We start from the raw sequence: 21,997 nt of genomic DNA on the forward strand, positions 1-21,997 counted from the left end.
TGATGAGGGGCATCGCGGTCGTCCTCACAACCGCAGGGTGCCTTCGAGTACGACGACGCCGTCGCCGCCCACCTCGACGGAGGCCACCTGGTCGCCCTCGCCGCGGGCGATCGCGTGCATGGGCGAGGGCCGGCCCATCTCGACGCCCTGGGTGATCACGACGTGTTCCCCATAGGGAACCAGTCCGTGGCGGGCGAGGTGGATCGCGATGGGGCCGGCCGCGGACCCGGTGGCCGCGTCCTCCACCACGCCGTATGCCGGGGAGAACATCCGGCTGCGCCACTCGGTGCCGGAACCGGCGAAGCAGTTGGCAGCCATGTCCGGGAACTCCGCCAAAGCCCGGTGGTCGGGGTGCAGCGCCGAGAGTTCCTCGATGCTGCCGAGGCAGACGAGAACGTGGCGCGGGCCGTTGCGGTAGATGTCCACCGGGAGCCGGGTGTCCCGGACGCCCAGCGCGGCCAGCAGTTCCTTCCGCCGGTCGAAGGGCTCCCAGACCGGTACCGGCTGCCCCATCCAGGCGCCGGTCACCCGCTCGCCGTCCCGGGTCAGCTCGAACGGGATGACACCCATGGCCGTTTCCAGCTTCAGCTGCTGCGTCACCGCGCCGCGGTTGCCCAGGGCGATGGCGGTGCCGAGCAGGGGATGGCCCGCGAACGGAAGCTCGTTGACGGGCGTGAAGACGCGGATGTGCGCGTCGCCGCCCGCCTTGGGTCGCAGGACGAACGTCGTCTCCGAGAGGTTCATCTCGCGGGCGATGCGCTGCATCTGGTCGGCGGTCAGGTCGTCGGCGTCGAAGTAGACGGCGACCGGGTTGCCCTTGAGGGGTTCGGTCGCGAACGCGTCGACGACTGCGTAGTGGTACATGGCTGGCCTCGTGGTGTGAAGGGGTCAGATGCCGAGTGCGTCGCGCACCGCGTGGGCAAGAATGCGCGGACCTTCCCGGGTGAGGACCGACTCGGCGTGGAACTGCAGGGAGGTGAAGTGCGGGCCGCGCAGGGCGTGCACCTCCCCGGTGCGCGGGTCGCGGCACACCTCCACCACGCCCACGTTGTGCACGTCTCGTTTGTCGGTCGCGCTGCGGGCGGCGAACGTGTTGTAGAAGCCGACCCGTTCAGGGATGCCGAAGAGGTCGATCTCCTTCTGCAGTCCTTGGTGGGGGCTCGCCAGGCGGACCAGCTCGAAGCCGAGCTCCAGACTGAGGACCTGGTGGCTCAGACAGACGGCGACGAAGGGCAGACGCGCGCGGAGCAGGGTGCGCACCGCCTGACGCAGGTGCGCGATCTTGGGGTGACCGGTGTCGCCGGGGTCGCCGGGGCCCGGGCCCATGACAGCGAGTTCGTAGGCGTCGAAGGCGTACGCCTCGTCGAAGCGGCGGACGGTCACGTCCATCCCCAGGGCTCTCAACTGGTGGCCGATCATCGAGGTGAACGTGTCCTCGGCGTCGACGATCAGTACCCGACGGCCGGCCAGATCCCCGGCCGGGACGCGCCGCCCGTCGGTGTCGTGCAGCCAGAAACCGGCGATCGTGTCGTTGCGCCGCTCCAGGGCGGCCCGTACCCGGGAATCGGCGGCGAAACGGCGGCTCCCGCCCGACCCGAGGGCGGCGAGCAGACCGGAAGCCTTGGCCCGGGTCTCCGCGGCCTCGGCGGCCGGGTCGGAGTGGCGGACGAGGGTGGCGCCCACGCCGATGCTGATCCGGCCGGTGGCGTCGATGTCCGCGGTGCGGATGAGGATGGCCGAGTCCAGCGTGCGCTCGCCGCGCGCGTCGCGGCCGATGAGGGCCGCCACACCGCTGTAGTAGCCGCGTCCGCGCGGCTCGAAGCCCTCGATGACCCGGCAGGCGCTCTCCAGCGGGGAGCCGGTCACGGTCGGCGCGAACAGGGTCTCCCGCAGGATCTCACGCACGTCGCGCCGAGTACGGCCCTCGATGAAGTACTCGGTGTGCGCGAGCCGTGCCATCTCCTTGAGATAGGGTCCACGGACGCGGACGCCCGTCCCGCAGATCCGGGCCATCATCTTCAGTTCCTCGTCGACGACCATGTACAGCTCGTCGGCTTCCTTGCGGTCGGCGAGGAACTCCAGGACCTCGGACAGCACAGGCCCGCCAGGCGGATAGCGGTAGGTGCCGCTGATGGGGTTCATCACGGCGGTGCCGTCGTCGAGGCTGATGTGCCGCTCGGGCGAGGCGCCGACGAGGGTGCGCTCCCCGGTGTGGATGAGGAACGTCCAGTAGGCGCCGGTCTCCTGGGCGACGAGCCGGGCGAAGAAGGAAAGGGCGCTGTGCTCGCCGTAGTCGGTGATGTCCGCCACGAAGGAGCGCTTGACGACGAAGTTCGCGCCCTCACCGGTGCCGATCGCCTCGTCGACGACCCGGCGCACGACGGACTGGTAGGCGTCGTCGTCCACGTCGAAGTGCGCGCCGCTCAGCACGGTGGGCACCTGCGGCAGCCGGGCGAGTGCCTCCGCGAGGAGGACGCGCTCCTGCGCGGTGACGGTGAGCGCGATCAGCGGGGCCCCGTCGTCCACCGCGGCGAAGCCACGCTCGGCCACCTGTCGGTACGGGATGACGGTCAGGACCTCGTGGTGGGCCGGTGTGGGGCGGGCCGGGGCCTCCCGCAGGGGGATGTCGGCCAGCGTGGCGGGGGTCGACACCTCGCCGACGAGTACGTCGAGCACGCCGGGACCGGCGGCCTCGGGCCGGTACAGGAGGGCGTAGGCGGCGGGGCGGTCGCCGAGGATGCGATCGAGCAGTCCGCCGGGTCGTTGGGTCATGCGAAGACCTCCTTGGCGAGGACGAGCGACGCGCAGCACTCGGCGGCGTAGGTGAGCGCCATCCGGTGGTGGTGGGCGGAGAAGTCGCCGACCGCGTCAGCGACGAGGAACGGCTGGATGTCGTTGCTGAACGCCTCGATGGCGGTCACAAGGACCCCGATGTGGGCATAGACACCGCAGATGATCAGCTGGTCCCGTCCGGCGTCCCGCATGAGCTGCAGCAGCGGGGAGTTGTGGAAGGCGCTGTAACGCCACTTGGTCAACTGCCAGTCGCCGTCCGCCGGGGCCAGTTCGTCGAGCACCGCGCGGTCGTCGGAGACACGGCGCATCCCCGGTCCCCAGAAGTCCTTCAGCAGACCGCGCTGTTCCTCGGTCATGCTGCCCGGCTGGGCCGTGTACGCCACCGGTACGCCGGCGGCGGCACAGCGGCTCCGGAGTTCGGCGGCGTTGCGGATGAGCGGTTCGCGGACGGTGTCGGGGAACCGCGCCAGGAAGTAGCGCTGCATGTCGTGCAGGAGCAGGACAGCGCGGTCGGGGTCGGGCGCCCACCGGGCGGTGTTGGGGGGAAGATCGCCCGCGGTGGGTATCGCGTACGGCTCGATCGGGGGGATGCCGGCCATGGCCTCGCCTTCCAGTGACTGCTATGAGAGGTGTGACGGAGGGTTCGGAGTCATGCGTGCCAGCCCGCCACGACCGAAAGGGCCTGCCGCGGATTGAGTCTCGGGTCGCAGAAGGTCGTGTACTTGTCACCGACGTGGTCGAGTTCACCCTGGTGCATGACGCATTCCGTGACGTCGTTCGGGGTGGTCTCCAGATGGAGGCCACCGCACACTCCCCCGGCTGCCGAAACAGCCTCCTGAAAGAGCGTCACCTCGCGGGCCACGGTCTCCACGTACCGCGTCTTGATCCCGTCGGGGGCGGTGACCGTGTTGCCGTGCATGGGGTCGGACAGCCAGATGACCGGGTGGCCCGCCTCCCGCACCGCGGCGACCAGCCGTGGCAGCCGTCCGGCGACCAGGTCGGCGCCCATGCGCGCGATGAGGGTGAGCCGACCGGGTTCCCGGCCGGGGTCCAATCGCTCGCACAGGTCGAGCAGTTCTGCGGGACGCATCGACGGGCCGACCTTGCACGCCACGGGGTTGCTCACCGCGGCGAGCAGGGCCACGTGCGCCGCGTCCGGTTGCCGGGTGCGTTCACCGATCCACGGCCAGTGCGTGGATCCCAGGTGGAGGGTGCCCTGGCCATCGGTGCGCAGCATGGGGATCTCGTAGTCCAGCAGCAGCGCCTCGTGGCTCGTCCAGACCGGCGGTCCGAGCGGGTCCGGCTCGCCCGGCCCGGCGCAACTCCGGCTCCAGCCCAGACGCTCCATGATCTCGCCGGCGGCCGTGTATCCGGTGAGGATGCGGCCCGGATCGGGGCGTCGGGAGACGGGGTCCGGTTCCGGTCCGTTGACCATGTGCCCGCGGAAGGCCGGCAGGACCGTGTCCCCGAGGGTCTCGGTGGCCCGGGAGCGGGGCTTGGCGAACTGGCCTGCGATGCGCCCGACGCGGATCACCGGTTTGTGCGTGTTCATGCGCAGGGTACCGGCGAGCAGTTCGAGGAGCGCGACCTTGCGGGAGACGTCGCCGACGGCGCACTCCGCCGGGTCCTCGGCGCAGTCCCCGGCCTGCACGATCAGGGCCTCGCCGGCGGCCACCCGGGCCAGCCCCGCGCGCAGGCGCCCCAGGTCCTCGGCTCTCACCAGGGCGGGCCGGGTGGCGAGTTCGGCCCTCACCCGGGCCAGGTGCGGTATGTCGGGCCAGTCGGGCTGCTGCAGGGCCTCGCGGCCTCGGATGTCGCGCAGCACGTCGTCCACAGGATGACTCCTACGGGGCGGTGGTGGCCAGTCAGGTGGGTATGCCTGCGCGCTTGATCTCCGGAACGGGAATTCCGAGCGCACGCAACTGCTCGAACGGGTTCATGAACTCCCGCTGCCGCTTGATCTTGCCGTTCTCCAGCTCGAACGAGTGCAGGAAGTGGTTCTCGTAGTAACCCGCCGGATAGTCCGCGAAGAGAATTTTCCCGTGTCCGTCGCATTCCACCCAGAAACGGTTCGGATCCTGGGTCTCGAAGATTTCGACGTTGTACCACTCCCAGTCAGGAAAGGTCTTCAGGGACCATACGGCGTGCTCGCCGAGCCGGTCGCGGCCGTTGATGCTGATCGGGGCGCCGGTGTCGGTGGTCCACAGGCCGCCGACACCGTCCTCGGTGAACAGCAGATGCCGACGGAGGCGGTCCTCCCCCTTGGTGGCCATGTACTTCTCCACCGTCGCGCGGTTGATCCGACGCAGCTCGCGCTCGTCGGTGAAGCCTTGCGGAGCGGATTCCGGCATGCCTGCTCTCCCAGTCTTGAGAAATAGGGACGAGAAATGAAGGTCGTTGGCTCGATTCTTCCCTCGGCCCGACTTCCGCACAAGAATGAGACATTCAGCTCAGCGTCATACTCGGTCAGCTTCGTCACACAGTTGCGGGGACCGGTTCGGGAATGTCAGAGGAATGTCAACTCACCGTGCAGAACGGCCTTCCGCGTACTCCTTGGCATGCCCCAGCGTGGCGAGACTGTTGGCGCTCAGCGCGCCGTGCACATAGCCGCGGGCCTCCGCCGTACCAGCGGTCTCGCCCAGTACCCGCGCGATGTTCGCGGGGTTGAGGACGACGGAGTGCTGGGAGGTGGCGGCGACCCGGCCGTCCTCGCGCTCGACGAAGGTCCAGCACCCGGTGTGCAGCGTCATCAGTGCCGGCAGGGTCACCTGCTTGTAGGCGATCTTGTGGTGCGGGAAGCAGACACGGTACGAGTGCGTGGTGTGCGTCGAGCCGTCCTTGGCGCGGGTTTCCATGCGCAGGCTCTGCACCCCGGGGTTGTCCTCCCGCAGCTCGACGGAGGCGACGTGCGGCAGCCGTTCGGGCCACAGGTGCGCCTCGTTGACGAAGTCGTAGAGGTCCTTCGCCGACCCGTCCACGACCACGGTGTCCTCGAAGGAGAAGGCCAGTTCCTCCTCCGCCCGCACGCGTTCCACGTTCGCCTTGAGGGCGGCGAGTTCGGATCGGGAGTTGCGGTCCACGGCCCGGTCGATCCACTCCAGCCCGGTGGGGTCGTCGTCCACCGCGCGGTAATCGTGCAGCAGCCGGACGCGGGAGGCGTCCGCGCCGGTCGGTTCCACGATCCAGGCACCCCCCATCGCGGCGACGGGTGGTGCCGAGACCTCCTGACGGAAATCGATGCGCAGGGCCTCCGGGTCGAGGGTGCGGCGCGACGCCCAGTTCTTCACCTCACCGTTGGCGGTGGCCCAGATCGCTATGCGTTCCCGGTCACCGTCGCACTCCAGCTGTTCGACGTGGATGGTGGGCGGAAAGATGCGGGGCCAGTTCTCCAACCCGGCGATGAGCCTGAACACGGCCATCGCCGGGGCTTCGACGGTGATCCCGTGTTCCACTTCTCTCAGTCCCTCGGCTGCCATGGCTTCCTCTCGTACGGCGTCTGTGTAGTGGTGTCAGAAATTGCCCAGACCGCCGCACACGTTGAGGGCCTGGGAGGTGATGGACGCGGCGGTGTCGGAGGCGAGGTAGCCGACCAAGCCGGCCACCTCTTCCGGAGTGGAGTAGCGTCCGAGCGGTATCTTGGCCTGGAACTTCTCCAGGATGGCTTCCTCGGTGGTGTCGTAGGCGGCGGCGTAGCCCTGGCGCACGCGCTGCGCCATCGGCGTCTCCACGTAGCCGGGGCAGACGGCGTTGACCGTGATGCCGGTGGGTGCCAGCTCGTTGCCCAGGGCCTTGGTGAAGCCGACCACGCCGTGTTTGGACGCGGAGTACGGGGCCCCGAGCACGACGCCCTGCTTGCCGGCCGTGGAGGCGATGTTGATGATGCGGCCCCGGTCCTTGGCCCGCATGCCGCCCGTGTTGAGCACCTCACGCGTCATCCGGAAGACGCTGTTGAGGTTGGTGTCGATGACGTCGTGCCACAGCTCGTCGTCGATATCGGCGGTGACTCCACCGCCGCTGCGGCCGGCGTTGTTCACGAGGACGTCGATCGTGCCGAACCGCTCGACGGCGGCACGCACGAAGGCCCGCACGTCGGCGTCCCGGCGCACGTCCACGGCGGCACCCGCGACGTCGTGTCCCTTCTCCCGCAGGGACTTGACGGTGGTGGTCACGTTCTCGGCGGTGCGCGCGCCGATGAACACACGGTGACCCGAGGCCGCCAGGGTCTGTGCAACGGCGAGTCCGATACCGCTGGTCGCACCGGTGACCAGGGCGACCCGCGGCTCCTGCTCGGTCATACCCGCTCCTTCTCCTGCTCGATGGTTGATTGCTGAACCTGTCACTCTCGACGTTCGAGCCGCCGACGTACGCCGCTTCAGGCGGCGGCGAGCAGTCCGTTGACCGTGTCGATCACCAGCCGGGGGGTGGCGTCCTCGGCGAGCACCGTGTCGTCGAGTGACACGCCGTAGTCGCGCTCGATGCGGCCGCAGGTCTCCAGCAGAGCCAGTGACTCGTAGCCGAGGTCCTTGAACGTCCGGTCCAGGATGTCGCCGTCGAGGTCGAACTCGGCGTCGTCACCAGCGCTTTCCACAAGGATCCGCTTGAGGTCGGCCAGGCTGAACTCGGTGGTGGGCATGTCGCTTCCTTCTCACTGCTCGGTATCGGCTGGAGGCACCGTCCGTCGGGACAGCACATGTGTGATCTTGGGTCTTTGGTCGGGATCAGGCCGGGTCAGGGAGCGTGGCCCGGTGCGTGGAGCTGCACGGCGGGGCCGGGGGTCGACGCGGCGGGGTCCTCCCGGGCCGGCGTGTTCCAGCGAGGGCGAGTCCGGGACCGACGACGACAGCGCCGCTGGGGGTGCCCTCATGCCGTGGGGCAGTGGGGCAGCGCGGCCAGGTCCCGCGCGTCCGGCGTGATCCGAACGAGGGGCCCTAGGCGGCGCGTACGGCCATGGCGGAGTTGAACCCGCCGTACCCGCGGGCCAGCACCAGCGCCGTGCGCAGGCGTGCGGGGCGCGGCTGGGACACGACCAGGTCGAGGGCGTGCCCTGCGGCCGGCTCCACGTGCACAGTGGGCGGAACGAGCTGGTCCTGAAGGGACAGCAGCGCCGTCGCCAGGTCCAGGGCGGCGCCCCCGGAGTGCAGCCGGCCGGTCATCGTCTTCGGGGCGGTGACGGGTACCCCGCGCGGTCCGAAGACCGCCCCGATGGCCTCCGCCTCGGTCCGGTCCAGTTCCGCGACACCGGCGGCGTCGGCGAAGACCACGTCGATGCCGGACGGCTCCAGATCCGCGTCAGCGAGCGCCAGCTCGATGGCCTTGCGCAGGCCCGCCGGGCGCCCCGAGCCCGGCGCGGGGTCGATGGTGGCGCCGTACCCGGCGATCTCCCCGTACACCCTGGCACCGCGCGCCCGCGCGGCCACGGCCTCCTCCATGACGAGGATCGCCCCGCCCTCGCCCGGCACATGCCCGTTGGCTTCCTCGTCGAAAGGCAGATAGGCGCGGGAGGCCTCCTGGCGGGTGCTCAGCCGTCCGCCGGCCATCTGGGCGACCCAGCCCCAGGGGCAGATCGAGGCGTCCACTCCCCCGGTGACGATCAGCGGGACACCCTTGCGAATCTGCCTGCGCGCCTGCGCCACGGCGTCCAGACCTCCGGCCTGGTCGCTCACGACGACCCCGCTGGGACCCTTCATACCGTTGCGGATGGAGATCTGGCCGCTGTTGACGGCGTAGAACCAGGCGAAGGACTGGTACGCGCTGACGTACCGGCTGCCCCGGCTCCACAGGTTGCGCAGCTCACCCTCACCGAACTCGAAGCCCCCGGAGGCGCTCGCGGTGATCACCCCCATGTCGTACGGGGACCGCTCCGCCGGGTCGACGCCGGCGTCGGTCAGGGCCCAGTCGGCTGCGGCGAGCGCCAGCTGGGTCATCCGGTCGGTCTGCGGCAGCAGACGGCCCGGCAGGTGGTCCTCGGCCACGAAGCCGGGGACCTCACCGGCCAGACGGGCCGGGTAGCCGTCCGGGTCGAAGCGGGTGATCCTGCCGATGCCGCTCTTGCCGACCCGGGTGGCGGCCCAGAAGTCGCGGGTTCCCAGACCGTTGGGCGCGGCCACCCCGAGCCCGGTGATGACTGCCCGCGCGTTCATGCCGCCCTGCCCTTCAGCCGGTCCGGTCGGGTCAGCACCATGGCGCTCTGAAAGCCTCCGAATCCGCTGCCCACGGTGAGGACGGCCTCCGTGGTCTGCTCGCGGGCGGTCAGCGGGACGTAGTCCAAGTCGCACTCCGGGTCCGGCGTGGTCAGGTTGGCCGTGGGCGGCACGACCCCGTGCTCCATGGCCAGTGCACTGGCGGCGATCTCCAGGGAGCCGATGGCGCCCAGCGAGTGCCCGATCATCGACTTGATGGAGCTGACCGGTGTGCGCCGGGCATGTTCGCCGAGACTGGTCTTGAAGGCGGCGGTCTCGTGCCGGTCGTTCTGCTTGGTGCCGGAGCCGTGGGCGTTGATGTAGTCGATGTCCTCGGCGTTGAGCATGGCCTCGGTCAAGGCGGCCCGGATTGCTTCGGCCATCTCGGCGCCGTCCGGGCGCAGTCCGGTCATGTGGTAGGCGTTGCTGCGCGTGGCGTAGCCCGCGATCTCCGCGTAGACATGGGCTCCGCGCCGTCGCGCACTGTCGAGTTCCTCCAGCACGAACACCGCGCAGCCCTCGCCGAGCACGAAGCCGTCCCGGGTCGCGTCGAAGGGACGCGAGGCTGTCGCAGGGTCGTCGGTGCGGGGGGTGGTCGCCCGTATGGCGTCGAAGCAGGCCATCGTGATCGGTGAGATCGGTGCGTCGGAGGAGCCCGCGATCATCACGTCCGCGCTGCCCTCACGGATCAGCTCCGCCGCGTGGCCGACCGAGTCGATGCCCGAGGTGCAGCCGGTGGACACCATCGCCGAAGCGCCCTCGGCGCCGACGGCCCAGGCCACTTCGGCGACGAAGGAACTGGGCACCATCGCTTCGAAGAGGTGGGGAACGGCATAGTGGTGGTCCACCAGATCGAGCCGGCCGCCATCGCTGACCACCCGGTACTCGCGGTCCAGGCTCATGGTGGCACCGACGGCGCTGCCGAGGGTGACCCCGACACGATGCGGGTCGTACGCATCCAGCTCGACACCACTCTCGGCGACCGCCCGGCGAGCCGCGACCACTGCGAACTGCGCGGCACGGTCCATACGGCGGACCTCCTGAGGCGTCAGGCCGTGTTCCTCGGCATCGAAGTCCATTTCCGCGGCGACGCGGGAGCGGAACGGCGAGGCGTCGAAGAAGGTGATGCCGCGGGTCGCTGTGCGCCCCTCGCTGAGCAGGCTCCAGAACCGCGACAAACCCAGGCCGCCCGGGGCGAGCACCTCCATCCCCGTGATGGCGACACGTCTTCCGGTCACGACCGGGCCTCCCAGTGGTAGAAGCGGGTGGCCATGGCGTCGGCCGGCGAACGCCAGGTCTGCGGGTCGTAGGCCTCGATGTACGGCTTGAGGTCGTCGCTGATCCGCACGAAACGGGGATCGGTCTTGGCCTCCTCGATCCGCCGGCCGCCGTCTTCGCCGTCGAAGTCCTGCAGGTGGAAGTACAGGCCCCGGTACGAGAACAGCTGCCGACGGCGCGTTCCCATGCGGTGCGGCATGTGGCCGGCGTCGAAGTCGGCGAACAGCTTGGCGACGTCCTCGCTTGCGCTGGGGTGCATACGCGCCACAATCAACGTGGTGTGCAAGGTTCTCTCTCCTTCTGAGCCCACGGGTGGCTCACAGGGCTCGACGGGTCCGGAAGGCAGGCAGAAGGACCGGAAAGGAGCGGCAGGCGCCGCACACCGTCCAGGAAAAGGCGGGGATTCACAGACCACCGGTGCGTGCCCGCGACGCGTCGACAGTGGAGGCCTGGCCCGGGATACCGGACACCGGAACTGATGCACACAAGGTTCGCCGCTGAACGAGCCCGATTCAAGTCAAACTCGTTCAGGGCGAGGTCAGGAACCGTCAGGAAAAGCTGTGCAATGGCGCGGAGTTCTTGTCAAAGCGGTGTCAGGCGTGTGTCAAGTACCCAGCTCAGCCGGGTCCCTGAGCCGCTCTGGCCTGCCCGGGGCCGGCGCCGACCCCGGAGCGGTTCGTCGGGAGTCAGACTCCACCGAGCTGGAAACCGACGCCGCGAACGGTCAGGATCCAGTCCTTGTTACCCAGCTTGTTGCGCAGGCTGCTGACGTGCGTGTCGATGGTGCGACGGGACCAGTCGCCGCCCCAGACCTCCTGCATGATGCGCTTGCGCGGGAAGACGGTGTTGGGCTGGGAGGCGAGCAGGTAGAGAAGATCGAATTCTTTGCGGGTCAGGTCGATCCGGCGGCCGTCGAGGCAGACCTGCCGGGTGGTGGCGTTGATCCGCAATCCGCCGTTCGAAATCACGGACGGCGTGACCTCGTGGGCCTTGACGCGACGCATGACGGCCTCCATGCGCGCCATGAGCTCACGGAATCCATAAGGTTTGACGAGGTAGTCGTCCGCACCGGACTGCAATCCCAGAACTCGGTCGAGCTCGGTTCCTCGAGCGGTAATGGCGATGACCGGAACGGTGCTCGTCGAGCGAATCCTGCGGCAGACCTCCAGGCCGTCCAGATCGGGCAGTTCGAAGTCCAGCAGCATCATGTCCGCCCGGTCGTAGGACTTCAGCGCCTCGGCGCCCGTCTGCACCAACCGCACCTCGTGGCCGTGCCGCTGCAGGCCCTTGATCAGGGGCTCCGCGTCCTCACCGTCGTCCTCGACCACGAGGACCCGCCAGGTGGGCGCCGGTTGCGCAGCGTCTCCGCCCGCAGCCTGCGTATCCAATTCACTCGCCAATACCCTCGCCGCCCGGAATGTCGCCGGTCGATGAGCCTCCATCAGGCCAGTACGGCTCACTGTCTCCCCCTGTGAAAAGTCCGCACAAGAAAAACATAGACTTCATGGAGTGGCCGGGCGCGATTGTCATGCCGGACGCGCCAGTTCTCTCAAGCGCTACTCCGAAGGATGACAACCTCTGCCAACTGCACGGTCAGTTGCAGTGGACAAGTCCCCCTGATCACGTCTCAGCACCATAACAAACGTTCATTGCACACGCCTCAACAAAACAACATCAAAACCTGACGCTGCCTGACACAACTGCGTCACAGCCGGTCCCCCACCTGCGGCGGACCGCTCCGCCGCCGTACGCCCGGCATCCGCGCGCGGCCGGAATCTGAGTAGCCGTTACTCAGGCGTGCCCGAACGCGGCGTGGTCGCCTTGCCTACGGCGGTGTGCGCGGCACGCCACGCCGCATCCGTGTGCAGTGCGTCGGAGGGAATCGACGATGAAGTTCGAGGGCACCTACCTGGCAGGCCTCGGCACCTATGTGCCCGATCTGGTGACGACCGAACAGGCCGTGCAGGAGGGTTGGTACGACGCGGCCGTCCGGGAGGCGTCGGGGCTGGAGTCGGTGGCGGTCGCCGGCGACCTGTCGGCCCCCGACATGGCGGTCCGGGCCGCCAAGGCCGCCGTGGAGCGCTCGGGCCATGCCCCGGAGGACTTCGGCGCGTTGGTGCACAGCTCCGCCTACCACCAGGGCCCCGACGGCTGGTCTCCGCCGCACTACGTCCTCGCCAACGCCCTGGGCACCCCCATCACCGCGATGGAGCTCAAGCACGGGTGCCAGGGGATGCTCTCCTCCGTCGTCCTCGCGGCACACCGTCTCGCCTGCGAGCCGGAGCGGTCGGCGGTCCTGGTGACCGCTGCGGACAACTACTCGGCACCGCTGGTCGACCGGTGGACCACCTCCAGCCTTTCCATCTTCGGCGACGGCGCCGCCGCCGCAGTCGTCTCCCGCGTCTCCGGGTTCGCCAAGGTGCTGTCCGTGGGCACGCACTCGGCACCGACGATGGAGGCGGTGCACCGGGGCAACGAGCCGATCTTCCCGCCTGCCGTGACGGTCGGCCGGGAACTGAACTACGACTCCCGTGTCGCGTTCTGGATGGGCGAGTGGGCCGGCGGCAACACTCCGCCCATGGTGCACCCCGGCGAGGTGCTGAAGACGGCGCTGGACGAGGCTCTGAAGGATGCCGGTATCACCGCCGAGGAGGTCAGCCGGGTGATCCATCCCAGCGCCACTGTCGAGGCGCTGCGGGACCAGTGGCTCGAGCCGGTCGGCTTCACGCTGGAGCAGGGCATCTTCGACCACACCAAGCGCCTCGGCCACATCGGGCCCGCCGATGTCTTCATCGGACTGGAGCACGCCTGGAGCACCCGCCTGGTGGGTCCCGGGGACAAGGTGCTCCTCTTCACGGGCAGCCCCGGCTTCGAGGCCGGATGCCTGGTGGTGGAGATCCTCTCCGAGCCGGCTGCCTGAGCGGTGTAGGGCAGGAGGGAGAAGCCGACCATGACCAGCAGCGGCAACCAGCCGGACGCGGTGCCCGCCACGGGCGAGCAGCTGCGTTCGGCGCTCGGTTCCCTCATCGGTCTCGCCCCCGAGCAGATCGAGGACGACGCCAACCTCATCCGGCTGGGGCTCGGCTCGCTGCAGATGATGCGCCTCATCACCCAGTGGCGCCGGGCGGGCCTGACGGTGACGTTCCAGGAGATGGCCGAGCAGCCGACGTTCGGGTGGTGGAACGAGCGCATCAGCCGGGAACTGTCGGCGAGGACCGAGCGTTCCGGCTGAGACACACGTCGTGGGGACCCGGTGGCCGGGGTCCCCACGACGGCGCAGGCTCAGGCGATGCGAGTCGGCCGGGCGGGGCTCAGCCCCAGACGGTACGGAAGTTCGGAGCGTGAGGTGACCCCGAGTTTGCCGTAGGCACGGTAGAGGTGGTTCTCCACTGTGCGCACCGACAGCACCAGGCGGTCGGCGATCTCCTGGTTGGACAGCTGTGCGGCGGCCAGAGCGGCGACTTCCCGCTCCCTGGCGGTCAGGGACGGATCGGCCGGCGTCTCGGGTCGCCCGATCGCGGTCGGCTGGTGGTACGGGCGGGCGTCGCAGCGGGAGGACAGTTCCGTGCTGGCGGCCCGGGAGGCCCGGGCCCTGCGGCGGTCGTGGTGCGCTCTGGACGCCTGCGCGGCGGCCTCCGCGGCGAGAGGCAGCAGGCCCAAGGCGGCGAAGCGCTCCGAGACCTCGTCCAGAACGTCACCGTCGGCCGTGCTGAGCGCGCGGACATGGCGGATGACAAGCGCGTCGCGCTCCGCCTCGGCGGGACCCTCGGGCAGCAGCGCGACGGCGCGGCGGGCCGCCCCCGCTCGCGCGGCCAGGTGCAGTGCCGTGCGCGCCTGGACGACCCGGCCGGCGGCCGTGGCCCGCTCCGCGACGCCCAGCGCCCGGCGCACCGCGGCCGTGCTGTCCCCGAGCCGGGCCGCGACAACCGCGTTCTCCAACTCGACGGCGTCGGCCACGAGCGGATGGGCGAGCTCCTCGGCCTGCGCGCAGCGGACCTCGTCCAGCAGGCACAGCGCCTGTGCGCTCTCCCCGTGCTCGGCCAGAGCACCCGCCAGCTGGGCGAGCCGCCACGCCCTGGTCGCGAACCACTCACCCGCGCCCCGATGGGCGGCTGCCCGCCGGAGCAGTTCCATCGCCTGCACCGTCCGGCCGGCGGCACGATGGACGCTTCCCTCCAGCAGGGCGAGCTGCGCACGGTGCCGGGGCCCGCCCCGGGTCGCGTGCGCGCGCAACGGGTCGAGCAGCGCAGTGGCCTCGGCCACGCCTCGGGCATGCAGAGTGATCCAGGCCCTGACGAACAGGTGGTCCCACGTCGTCTCACGGCGGGCCGCAGTGGCAGGGTCGAGCAGGGACAGGGCCGTCTCGCTCGCGCCCCGCAAGTGCAAGGCGAGCGCGGTGACGGGCGCGGTGCCTTCGGTCACGGCCGCCGACGCCAACTCGTCGAAACGGCCGGCGAAGAGACGTACCAGCGCGAGTGACTCGGCGCAGGCATCGGCCCCGCCTGCACCCGGGCTCCCGATCGCCTCGGCCACGACTGCCTCAGCCTGCGTCGGTCTGCGCAGACCGACGGCGAGGTTGAGGACCCGCGCGCGCAGCAGCCGGGGGGCAGGGCCTGCGGCCGCTCGTGCCCGTGTCGCCCTCCGGAACTGCGTGTCCGCCTCGACGTGGCGGCGTTGCCCAGCCAGTGACTCGCCGAGCAGCAGGGCGAGTTCCGCGTCCGCGTCGGGCCCGTCGGCCTGATCGGCCCCGGTGCCCGCCACCGTGTCCAGAGCCGTGCGGCACAGCCGCTCGGCGGTGGCGAAGTCCTCATTCGTGAGGGCGCCCTCGATCGCGGTCCGCAGCTGCGCGAAGGGCGCCTGCCGACCCGCCGCGAGCCGCAGCGTCACGACGCGCGCCGTGTCCTCGGAGCGCCGTCGCCCTGCCGCCTCGATGGCGTCGGCTATGCGAAGTCCCAGCCTGCGTGCCGTGAGCTCGGGCAGGGCCGCCCGGAGCACCGAAGCGCACAGCGGGTACGACAGTCTCAGCGAGAGCCGGGCTCCGGTCCGCTCCGTCACCACGACGCCACGCCGGTTCAACGACTCGGCAGCCTCGCCCAGTTCGGTGACGGCCGGCAGCCCGGCCTCGAGTGATCCGGCGAGCGCCAGCATGTCGGCCAGTTCCCGCTCGTCCGGGTTCAGATCCCCGAGCAGCAGACCAGCCAGGTCGGTCAGGCGGCTGCCGGGCAGCTTGCTGAGTCCCTGCCACTGCCAGCTTCCCCTGACCACGCGCAGGCTGCCCTCCGCGAGGGACTGTTCCGTGAGTTCCCGCAGAGCAAGGGCGTTGCCGCGGGTCAGGTCCCACAGGCGTTCGGCGGTGTCGACCGTGACGGGGCCGCCCAACCGTGCGGTGAGGACCTTCGCGGCGCCCGTTCGCCCGAAGGGCTCGACGTGCACCCTGCGGATCCGTGCGTCGATCAGCAATCGCCGCACGCCTGACGGCAGTTGGCCGCTCGCTGACGCGGAGGCCAGAAGCAGGGCCTGACCTCCGGTCACCAACTGCTCGGTCAGGACGAGTGCGGGGGTGTCGGCCGATCGCAGGTCGTCGGCCGTGATCACGAGGCGTGGCCGGCGGCCGACGGGAAGCCGGGCTTGGAGGGAGTGCCAGGACCGCTCCAGCTGGTCGAGGCGCACGATCTGCGCACCGCCGCGGCGGGCACGATCCAGCGCGGCGTGCAGCAGCGTGCTCTTGCCCACTCCAAGATCGCCGGTCAGCAGGACACCGGCTTCCGTCCCCATGGCCCGCTCGATGTCCGTCAGTTCGGCATCCCGGGCAGTGACCGGCCAGGCAACGCAGATTGCTGAACTCACTTGCTTTCCCCCATGCTGAGCAGTCGACGAGTGTCCCGGACCGGTGCGGCCGGGCGCCCACGTCTCGCGAACGGACGTCTGCCACCCGCTCGCCGGTGACCGCGCGGCTACGCGCCCGGCGCCGCGGCGCGGATGTAGACGATCGGGACAGGAGTCGTGATGAGGCCGTTGTCGTCCTTCAGGCCGTCCAGCCGACGCGCCACCTCCGGGATGACCTCGTCGCGCTCCTTCTCTTCCATCCGCTCCCACATGCCCCGCATACCGGTGGTGTAGGTGAACTCCACCCATTGCTCGCCGGAGGTGCAGACGACGGGCAAGTCCTCCTCCGTGATGTCCACGTCGACGAAGCCCGCCCCGGTGAGCGTCTTCTCGATCAGCTGCGGGGTGCCCAGCCAGTTGGCGCCGGCGTTGGCGAACTGGGAGTCGTAGGCGCCGTTGGCCTTCACCGACCGCAGCAGGTAGGGCAGGAGCAGGTCATTGACGGCGTCCGGGAAGAGCGACCACTTGCCCTGCAGCGTGCCGAAGAAGGACGGCGCCGCGGTGGCGAACCGGCCGCCGGGCTTGAGCAGCTTCGCGTAGGGGCGGACGTCGTCCTCGCCCTTGGTCCAGATGAAGAGGGAGCAGCTGCCGATCACCGCGTCGAACCGCCCGGCGGGGAAGTCGGGGGACTGACCGTTCATGACGGACAGCGTCACGTTGCCGAGTTCGCGTTCACGGACGCCGTCCGTGGCATACCTGATCATCTCCTCGGAGATGTCGATGCCGACGACCTCGCCGCTCGCCCCGACGGCGTCCGCCGCCGGGAAGAGGGCGGCACCGCGACCGCAGCCGACATCCAGAACGGAAGCCCCGGCCGGAAGCTGCGCGAATTCCACCAGCCGTCGACCGATGGGACCGAAGAATTCTACGCCGCTTTGATCGTACACTTCAGCCGTCTTGTCAAAGAGACGGTGCATCTCTTCCGTATTGTCAACGGTTCCCACGGACAGCCCCCTGGCTCAGGTCAATTAGTCGAGGCGATAGCTCATCTCACCTGGGCACATATCAACACGACACGCGAACTACCGTCCAATAGCGATGCGTTCTCACCCTCAGTGCGAACCGTTATGCCAGAAGCCATGGACAGGCTTCGACGGTCCGGCATCAGCAATGCTGGATACTCTTCTCTCCCGAGAATTCTCCGGCGTCGCCGGCCGTATCACAGATAATGCGGATCAGCGATCTCCCTCAAGGCTCCGGGCGACCTGGAGCCACGCGTCCGCGTAGCCGCGCGCGACCCGCGCCACGAGGTCAGCGCGATGCGAAGGCACTGCGCGCACCAGCTGCCACCATCCAGCCGGCTCCGCCGGATGGGCGCTCAGCAACCGAAGGAGTCTGCGCCCCGGCTCGGACAGGCGCACGGCCGGGTCCCGACGCAAGCTTTCCACTATGGCGGCTCCATCGGGGAGCTCCGGCGCCAGGGCCACGCGCGGACCGCCATCTTCCTCCACGGGCGCGGACCACTTCGACTCCGTTGCCCTCGACCCGGCCGCTGTCGCACGCTGCTGGAGCCTGGGAGGTAGCACGTCACGCCCGTCGAGCACACGCCGGCGCACATCGCTCGCGGTCGCGAGGGAGATCCCGGCCCGCCGCGCGATCTGACGCACGGAAGCGTCGGGCTCCTTCGCCAGCAGCTCTGCAGCGAGGACGCGTCGCTCGGCCGGATTGACGGGGCGGACCCGGCCGTCCCTGCCCACCCGGGTGTTCGACCGAATACCGTCCTCAGTCGAACGCTTGCGGATGACGGCCACGGTCTTCGGGGCCATATGCGTTACGGCAGCGATCCTCCGGTCGGACCAGTCCGGCCGGGCAGCGATGATCCGTTCCGCGGCAGCGGTGCGTTCGGCGAAGGAGAGCGGTTTGCCGTGTGCCGCGTTCAGCTGCACCGCGAGAATGAACGCGTCGTCCTCCCCGCCGTTGAAGTAGCGGACGTCGACTTCGTCGGCACCGCGCAGCTCAGCCGCGCGTATCCGATGCACCCCGTCGAGGACGCGCATGGTCCCCCGGTGCACGACCACCGGCGGCAGGGGGACGTCCAGCTGGGCGAGCGCTCGGGCATGCTCGCCATCCGCGCCGGACGTGCGCGGCGAACTCACCCCCGTCAGGGCACGGATGGGTACGCGATGCACCTCCTGGCCGAGGCCGCCTTCCCGCATCACACCCCCGACTCCCCCGGTACCGGGCCCGGCCGGACCTTGGCTCAGGAACAAGATCCACTCGAATGGGTTTCACCTCAGTTGCAACGCCGAACCGGACGCTAGCGCAGGGACCGACTTCTTTCAACTGTTGTAACTCCGGTAGACTCCACACCCATTCACCTCAGTAGAAACCCAGGGGCATGGCGAGGAGGCGTGATGACACACGGGTCCGAACGCAGTCTGTCGGACAAGATCAACCAGCTCTTCGCCTCGGTCCGCCCCGAAGGTGGACGCGAGTACAGCAACGAGCAGGTGGCTGCCGCCATCAGGGCGAACGGCGTCACGATCTCGCAGAGCTACATCTGGCAGCTACGGAGGGGCACGAAGACGAACCCGACCCTGAGGCACCTGGAGGCCCTGGCCGACTTCTTCGGGGTCTCCACCGCCTACTTCCTCGATCCGGATGCCGGTGACCGCATCTCGCAGCAACTGCAGCAGCTCGCCGAGGCGCAGGCGCGGCTCGCGGAGGCCGGTAAGGGCGGCGATGTGAAGCTCATGGCCATGCGTGCGGGCCAGCTGTCGGACGAGCGCCGCAAGCAGGTCATGGACCTCCTCGACGTCGTCTATCGACTGGAGCAGGCGGAACGCGGGAATCCACCTGCCTGACGGCGCGATGCCGTATGTTCTCCGTGATCGCCGTACGGACCGCGGCAATCGGACCATCAGGACCCGGGGGACACTGTCGTGCAGGAATGGAAGCTGCGCCGACGCTGCAGGCGAATGCTTCAACAACTCGACGTCAAGCCACCGTTGGATGTGGAGGCCCTCTGTCGGCTGCTCGGCGAACAGCGTCGACGTCCCATCCAGCTCATGCCCTACCCATTGCCGGTGCCCGGCCCGTTCGGCCTGTGGATCGCGTCGGCCTCGGCGGACTACGTCTTCTACCAACTCGAAACCAGCAAGGTCCACCAGGACCACATCATCCTGCATGAGATCGGCCACATCATGGCGGATCACCAGGGTTCCGAGTCGGACGACGCGTACCTGGAACGGCAGTTACCCGATCTTTCGACCGATGTCGTCAACAAGGCGCTGCGCCGCTCCTCATACGCCGAGAAGCACGAGCGGGAAGCCGAACTCGTCGCCACCATCATCCTCGAATGGGCCTCGGTGCTGGACTGCATCGACGCGCCGGCGTCCGCCGACCCCTCGGTCGACCGCGTCCGGTCGGCACTCGTCGATCGGCAGGGCTGGCAGTGACCGGTCTGGGCATCCTCATCGCCACGGCGTTCGTCCTGATCCTGGGCTGGAAGATCCGCCGGCTCGTCAGGGCTCCGCAGGACACCACGCTGCGTGCCGTCACCTTCTGCCTGGTCAGTGCGGCCGCCTCCTTCGGCCTGGCGCTGCCCCCTGCGGCCGAAGTCATCCGCCGCTTGGGTGGAGCAGGAGCACCCCGCCTGGTGCAGAACGTCTGTGCGTTCGGCATGGTCTTCTGGCTGATGTTGTTCTACCTGTATTCCGCGACGGAACCCCGCGCCGGACGAATACGGGCCCGCTGGGAAGCGCTCCCCCTGGGACTGGCCGTGCTCGGCACCACACTGGCGACGATCGCCGCCGCAGGCCAGGACACGGGCAGTCCCTACGACAGCGCCGACCTGCGAGTCACCGCCCTGGCGGCCTTCTACACCGTGGCGAACCTGTATCTGGTGTACGCGCTGTCCACGGCCCTGTACTGGACCCAGCGCTATGCGCGGGGCTCCCAGCGCCCCCTGGCCATCGGTCTGTGGATGATCGCGACCGCCCTCGCGATCATGGCCGCCGCGAGCGTGGTCCGTGGGGTTTTGACCGTCATACGCTGGCAGGGAGTCACCGTCGCCCCGGCCATCACGGCAATCTCCGGCCACCTCATCGCCGTGGCCATCCCCTTGTTCCTGCTCGGCATCGGCTACCCGGCCGCCCGGGCTCGTCTGACGGTCATGCGGCTGCGCCGACAGCGACGCGTCATGTACCGCCGGCTGTATCCGCTGTGGAGAATGCTGCACGAGGCGTACCCCGAGGACGCCCTGCACCACACCCGCGCCAAGCCCTGGGGGCTGCCGCGGCCCCGCGGGCTGGACCGCCGCTACTACCGGCGGGCCATCGAGTGCCGCGACGGGCTGGTGCGCATCAGCCCCTACCTCACGCAGGCCGTGCTGCCCGCCACCGGCCTCTCCGAGGCATCGGCCGCGTACCTGGCCGACCAACTGTGCGTCGCCCTGCAGGACCAGGCAAAGGGCCGCGAGGTGCCCTGCGACGCGATCGCCGTCGCGATTCCGCCCGCCCCGGGACTGGACGCCGACGTGCGCGAGCTCGTCATGCTCTCGGACGCGCTGAGCCGCCGCGGAACACGTACCGGCACCCGGGATCGCCGGCACACGCACCACCATGGATCAGGACAGGAGTTGTCGTGACAAAACTTCTCATCACTGCGGGACACCTGTTGTTCGGCACAGACGACGAGTACGTCGAGGACGGTGCGGTGCTCATCTCCGACCGTACCGTCGTCGCGGCGGGTCGGCGCGCCACTGTCGAGAAGCGCGCCGGCCAGGACCACCGGGTGCTGTCCTTCCCGGATGCCACACTGCTCCCGGGGCTGATCGACTGCCATGTCCACCTGGCCTTCGACGGTAGTCCCGATCCGGTGGCCGCACTGCGTGCGAGCGACGACGCGACGCTCTTCGAGGGCATGGCGCGCCGTGCCGAGCGACTCCTCGACTTCGGTGTCACCACCGTCCGGGACCTCGGCGACCGCGGCGGTCTCGCCGTCCGGCTGCGGGACGAGATCGCAGCCGGACGGCGGCCCGGGCCGCGCGTTGTAGCGGCAGGTACGCCACTGACCTCACCGCAGGGGCACTGCTGGTTCCTCGGCGGCGAGGTCCAAGGCCCCGACCGGATCCGGGACGCGGTGCGCGCCGCCGCACAGCAGGGCGCGGATCTCATCAAGGTGATGGCCACCGGTGGCGGTCTGACCTCCGGCGGCCCGGCCGTCTGGGAGACACAGTTCACGCCGGAGGAACTCGCCGCGGCCGTCGACGAGGCACGCCGGGCCGGACTGCCGGTCGCCGCGCACGCGCACGGGACGGCCGGCATCGCCGACGTGATCGCGGCAGGGGTGAACACCATCGAGCACTGCACGTGGATGGGCAAGGACGGCAGCATGGACCTGCGGGAAGACCTTCTCGCCCAGCTCGTCGCCAAGGACATTTCCGTCTGCCCCGCCTCCCACCCCAACTGGCGGTCCTTCGCAGAGCGGGTCGGTCCCGAACGGGCCAGGGAGCTCTTCGCTCCGGCACGCCGGATGGCCGAACGGCGTGTACGGCTGATCGCCGGCACCGACGCCGGAGTTCCACGCTCCGGCGTCGACGGCCTCGTGGCCGGCCTGGAGTTCTTCGAGTACATCGGCCTGTCCAGGACCGAAGCCATCGCCTGTGCCACCGTGGAGGCCGCCCGAGCCCTCGGGCTCGCCCACGACACGGGACGCCTGCGCCCCGGCTACCGTGCCGATCTCATCGTGGTGGGGGGCAACCCTCTCGACGACCTCAACGCCCTCCGCGACATACGGCTCGTGTTGGCGAACGGCCTCGTCCACTCTCCTGGGCAGGCTGACGCCAAGGCCGGCTGTGCCGGCAGGGCGATCACCTAGGGCGACCGTGGAACGTCACGTACTCCCCCAGCGGCGTCAAC

At 69.6% G+C, this 21,997-nt stretch carries 21 protein-coding genes; 6 read left to right on the forward strand and 15 right to left on the reverse strand.

The genetic code is table 11. The features are described from left to right. Positions 1 to 24 precede the first annotated feature (24 nt). The 12 genes from ACFYZJ_RS37165 to ACFYZJ_RS37220 all read right to left on the reverse strand — a co-directional run bounded on the left by ACFYZJ_RS37165 (position 25) and on the right by ACFYZJ_RS37220 (position 11,578). Positions 25 to 864 (reverse strand): PhzF family phenazine biosynthesis protein, encoded by an 840-nt coding sequence (locus ACFYZJ_RS37165; protein WP_388576194.1) that lies wholly within the window; start codon positions 862 to 864, stop codon positions 25 to 27. Positions 865 to 888: 24 nt separating this feature from the next. After that, positions 889 to 2,772, reverse strand: coding sequence for an anthranilate synthase family protein (locus ACFYZJ_RS37170; RefSeq protein WP_388576197.1), 1,884 nt, complete (start codon positions 2,770 to 2,772; stop codon positions 889 to 891). Further along, entirely contained in the window at positions 2,769 to 3,392 is a 624-nt protein-coding gene (locus tag ACFYZJ_RS37175) for an isochorismatase family protein (protein ID WP_388576200.1), read from the reverse strand. Before ACFYZJ_RS37175 ends, ACFYZJ_RS37170 begins: the two co-directional genes overlap by 4 nt. Positions 3,393 to 3,442: 50 nt before the next feature. After that, complete coding sequence (locus tag ACFYZJ_RS37180) at positions 3,443 to 4,627, reverse strand: 3-deoxy-7-phosphoheptulonate synthase (RefSeq protein ID WP_388576203.1); 1,185 nt, start codon at positions 4,625 to 4,627, stop codon at positions 3,443 to 3,445. Positions 4,628 to 4,658: 31 nt separating this feature from the next. Beyond that, positions 4,659 to 5,144, reverse strand: a complete 486-nt coding sequence (locus ACFYZJ_RS37185; protein WP_388576205.1) for a PhzA/PhzB family protein — start codon at positions 5,142 to 5,144, stop codon at positions 4,659 to 4,661. A gap of 171 nt (positions 5,145 to 5,315) precedes the next feature. Continuing rightward, the gene (locus tag ACFYZJ_RS37190) at positions 5,316 to 6,269 is read right to left on the reverse strand and encodes an aromatase/cyclase (RefSeq protein WP_388576208.1); all 954 of its coding nucleotides are present in this window, start codon (positions 6,267 to 6,269) and stop codon (positions 5,316 to 5,318) included. A gap of 33 nt (positions 6,270 to 6,302) precedes the next feature. Next, positions 6,303 to 7,088, reverse strand: a complete 786-nt coding sequence (gene fabG / locus ACFYZJ_RS37195) for a 3-oxoacyl-ACP reductase FabG (protein WP_388576211.1) — start codon at positions 7,086 to 7,088, stop codon at positions 6,303 to 6,305. 77 nt (positions 7,089 to 7,165) lie between these two features. Further along, positions 7,166 to 7,426, reverse strand: coding sequence for an acyl carrier protein (locus ACFYZJ_RS37200; RefSeq protein ID WP_388576213.1), 261 nt, complete (start codon positions 7,424 to 7,426; stop codon positions 7,166 to 7,168). A gap of 295 nt (positions 7,427 to 7,721) precedes the next feature. After that, positions 7,722 to 8,933 (reverse strand): ketosynthase chain-length factor, encoded by a 1,212-nt coding sequence (locus ACFYZJ_RS37205; RefSeq protein WP_388576216.1) that lies wholly within the window; start codon positions 8,931 to 8,933, stop codon positions 7,722 to 7,724. Further along, positions 8,930 to 10,210, reverse strand: coding sequence for a beta-ketoacyl-[acyl-carrier-protein] synthase family protein (locus tag ACFYZJ_RS37210; RefSeq protein ID WP_388576219.1), 1,281 nt, complete (start codon positions 10,208 to 10,210; stop codon positions 8,930 to 8,932). Before ACFYZJ_RS37210 ends, ACFYZJ_RS37205 begins: the two co-directional genes overlap by 4 nt. Further along, complete coding sequence (locus ACFYZJ_RS37215; protein ID WP_388576222.1) at positions 10,207 to 10,536, reverse strand: TcmI family type II polyketide cyclase; 330 nt, start codon at positions 10,534 to 10,536, stop codon at positions 10,207 to 10,209. Before ACFYZJ_RS37215 ends, ACFYZJ_RS37210 begins: the two co-directional genes overlap by 4 nt. Positions 10,537 to 10,936: 400 nt before the next feature. After that, on the reverse strand, positions 10,937 to 11,578 hold the full coding sequence (locus tag ACFYZJ_RS37220) for a response regulator transcription factor (protein ID WP_388576224.1): 642 nt from the start codon (positions 11,576 to 11,578) through the stop codon (positions 10,937 to 10,939). 560 nt (positions 11,579 to 12,138) lie between these two features. Between ACFYZJ_RS37220 and ACFYZJ_RS37225 the strand changes: the two genes are divergently transcribed. Beyond that, complete coding sequence (locus tag ACFYZJ_RS37225; protein WP_388576227.1) at positions 12,139 to 13,170, forward strand: ketoacyl-ACP synthase III family protein; 1,032 nt, start codon at positions 12,139 to 12,141, stop codon at positions 13,168 to 13,170. 30 nt (positions 13,171 to 13,200) lie between these two features. Then, positions 13,201 to 13,482 carry a phosphopantetheine-binding protein gene (locus ACFYZJ_RS37230; RefSeq protein WP_388576229.1) on the forward strand — a complete coding sequence of 94 codons (282 nt, stop codon included), beginning with the start codon at positions 13,201 to 13,203 and terminating at the stop codon, positions 13,480 to 13,482. 50 nt (positions 13,483 to 13,532) lie between these two features. On the opposite strand, the gene ACFYZJ_RS37235 is transcribed toward ACFYZJ_RS37230, so the two are convergent. From ACFYZJ_RS37235 to ACFYZJ_RS37245, 3 genes are all read right to left on the reverse strand, one after another. Further along, positions 13,533 to 16,097 carry a LuxR C-terminal-related transcriptional regulator gene (locus ACFYZJ_RS37235; protein WP_388576232.1) on the reverse strand — a complete coding sequence of 855 codons (2,565 nt, stop codon included), beginning with the start codon at positions 16,095 to 16,097 and terminating at the stop codon, positions 13,533 to 13,535. A 107-nt stretch (positions 16,098 to 16,204) separates the two neighbouring features. Further along, positions 16,205 to 16,972: a class I SAM-dependent methyltransferase gene (locus tag ACFYZJ_RS37240; RefSeq protein WP_388576235.1), complete on the reverse strand. Its 768-nt coding sequence runs from the start codon at positions 16,970 to 16,972 to the stop codon at positions 16,205 to 16,207. Positions 16,973 to 17,311: 339 nt separating this feature from the next. After that, positions 17,312 to 18,295, reverse strand: coding sequence for a ParB and winged helix-turn-helix domain-containing protein (locus ACFYZJ_RS37245; RefSeq protein ID WP_388576237.1), 984 nt, complete (start codon positions 18,293 to 18,295; stop codon positions 17,312 to 17,314). A gap of 195 nt (positions 18,296 to 18,490) precedes the next feature. Here ACFYZJ_RS37245 and ACFYZJ_RS37250 point away from each other — a divergent pair, with 195 nt between their 5' ends. The 4 genes from ACFYZJ_RS37250 (at position 18,491) to ACFYZJ_RS37265 (ending at position 21,956) form a co-directional block, all read left to right on the forward strand. Next, positions 18,491 to 18,940, forward strand: coding sequence for a helix-turn-helix domain-containing protein (locus tag ACFYZJ_RS37250; protein ID WP_388576240.1), 450 nt, complete (start codon positions 18,491 to 18,493; stop codon positions 18,938 to 18,940). A gap of 78 nt (positions 18,941 to 19,018) precedes the next feature. Continuing rightward, the gene (locus ACFYZJ_RS37255) at positions 19,019 to 19,534 is read left to right on the forward strand and encodes a hypothetical protein (protein ID WP_388576242.1); all 516 of its coding nucleotides are present in this window, start codon (positions 19,019 to 19,021) and stop codon (positions 19,532 to 19,534) included. Continuing rightward, on the forward strand, positions 19,531 to 20,724 hold the full coding sequence (locus tag ACFYZJ_RS37260) for an MAB_1171c family putative transporter (protein WP_388576245.1): 1,194 nt from the start codon (positions 19,531 to 19,533) through the stop codon (positions 20,722 to 20,724). Before ACFYZJ_RS37255 ends, ACFYZJ_RS37260 begins: the two co-directional genes overlap by 4 nt. Continuing rightward, a complete protein-coding gene (locus ACFYZJ_RS37265) occupies positions 20,721 to 21,956 on the forward strand; it encodes an amidohydrolase family protein (protein WP_388576248.1) in 1,236 nt (411 codons plus the stop codon). Before ACFYZJ_RS37260 ends, ACFYZJ_RS37265 begins: the two co-directional genes overlap by 4 nt. Positions 21,957 to 21,997: the final 41 nt, after the last annotated feature.

The organism is Streptomyces sp. NPDC001848, from assembly GCF_042891915.1.
GTDB lineage: Bacteria > Actinomycetota > Actinomycetes > Streptomycetales > Streptomycetaceae > Streptomyces.

Coding starts and splice junctions, on each gene's coding strand:
- ACFYZJ_RS37165 (WP_388576194.1), bottom strand. CDS start 864: ATGTACCACTACGCAGTCGTCGACGCGTTCGCGACCGAACCCCTCAAG.
- ACFYZJ_RS37170 (WP_388576197.1), bottom strand. CDS start 2,772: ATGACCCAACGACCCGGCGGACTGCTCGATCGCATCCTCGGCGACCGC.
- ACFYZJ_RS37175 (WP_388576200.1), bottom strand. CDS start 3,392: ATGGCCGGCATCCCCCCGATCGAGCCGTACGCGATACCCACCGCGGGC.
- ACFYZJ_RS37185 (WP_388576205.1), bottom strand. CDS start 5,144: ATGCCGGAATCCGCTCCGCAAGGCTTCACCGACGAGCGCGAGCTGCGT.
- ACFYZJ_RS37190 (WP_388576208.1), bottom strand. CDS start 6,269: ATGGCAGCCGAGGGACTGAGAGAAGTGGAACACGGGATCACCGTCGAA.
- fabG (WP_388576211.1), bottom strand. CDS start 7,088: ATGACCGAGCAGGAGCCGCGGGTCGCCCTGGTCACCGGTGCGACCAGC.
- ACFYZJ_RS37200 (WP_388576213.1), bottom strand. CDS start 7,426: ATGCCCACCACCGAGTTCAGCCTGGCCGACCTCAAGCGGATCCTTGTG.
- ACFYZJ_RS37205 (WP_388576216.1), bottom strand. CDS start 8,933: ATGAACGCGCGGGCAGTCATCACCGGGCTCGGGGTGGCCGCGCCCAAC.
- ACFYZJ_RS37225 (WP_388576227.1), top strand. CDS start 12,139: ATGAAGTTCGAGGGCACCTACCTGGCAGGCCTCGGCACCTATGTGCCC.
- ACFYZJ_RS37230 (WP_388576229.1), top strand. CDS start 13,201: ATGACCAGCAGCGGCAACCAGCCGGACGCGGTGCCCGCCACGGGCGAG.
- ACFYZJ_RS37250 (WP_388576240.1), top strand. CDS start 18,491: ATGACACACGGGTCCGAACGCAGTCTGTCGGACAAGATCAACCAGCTC.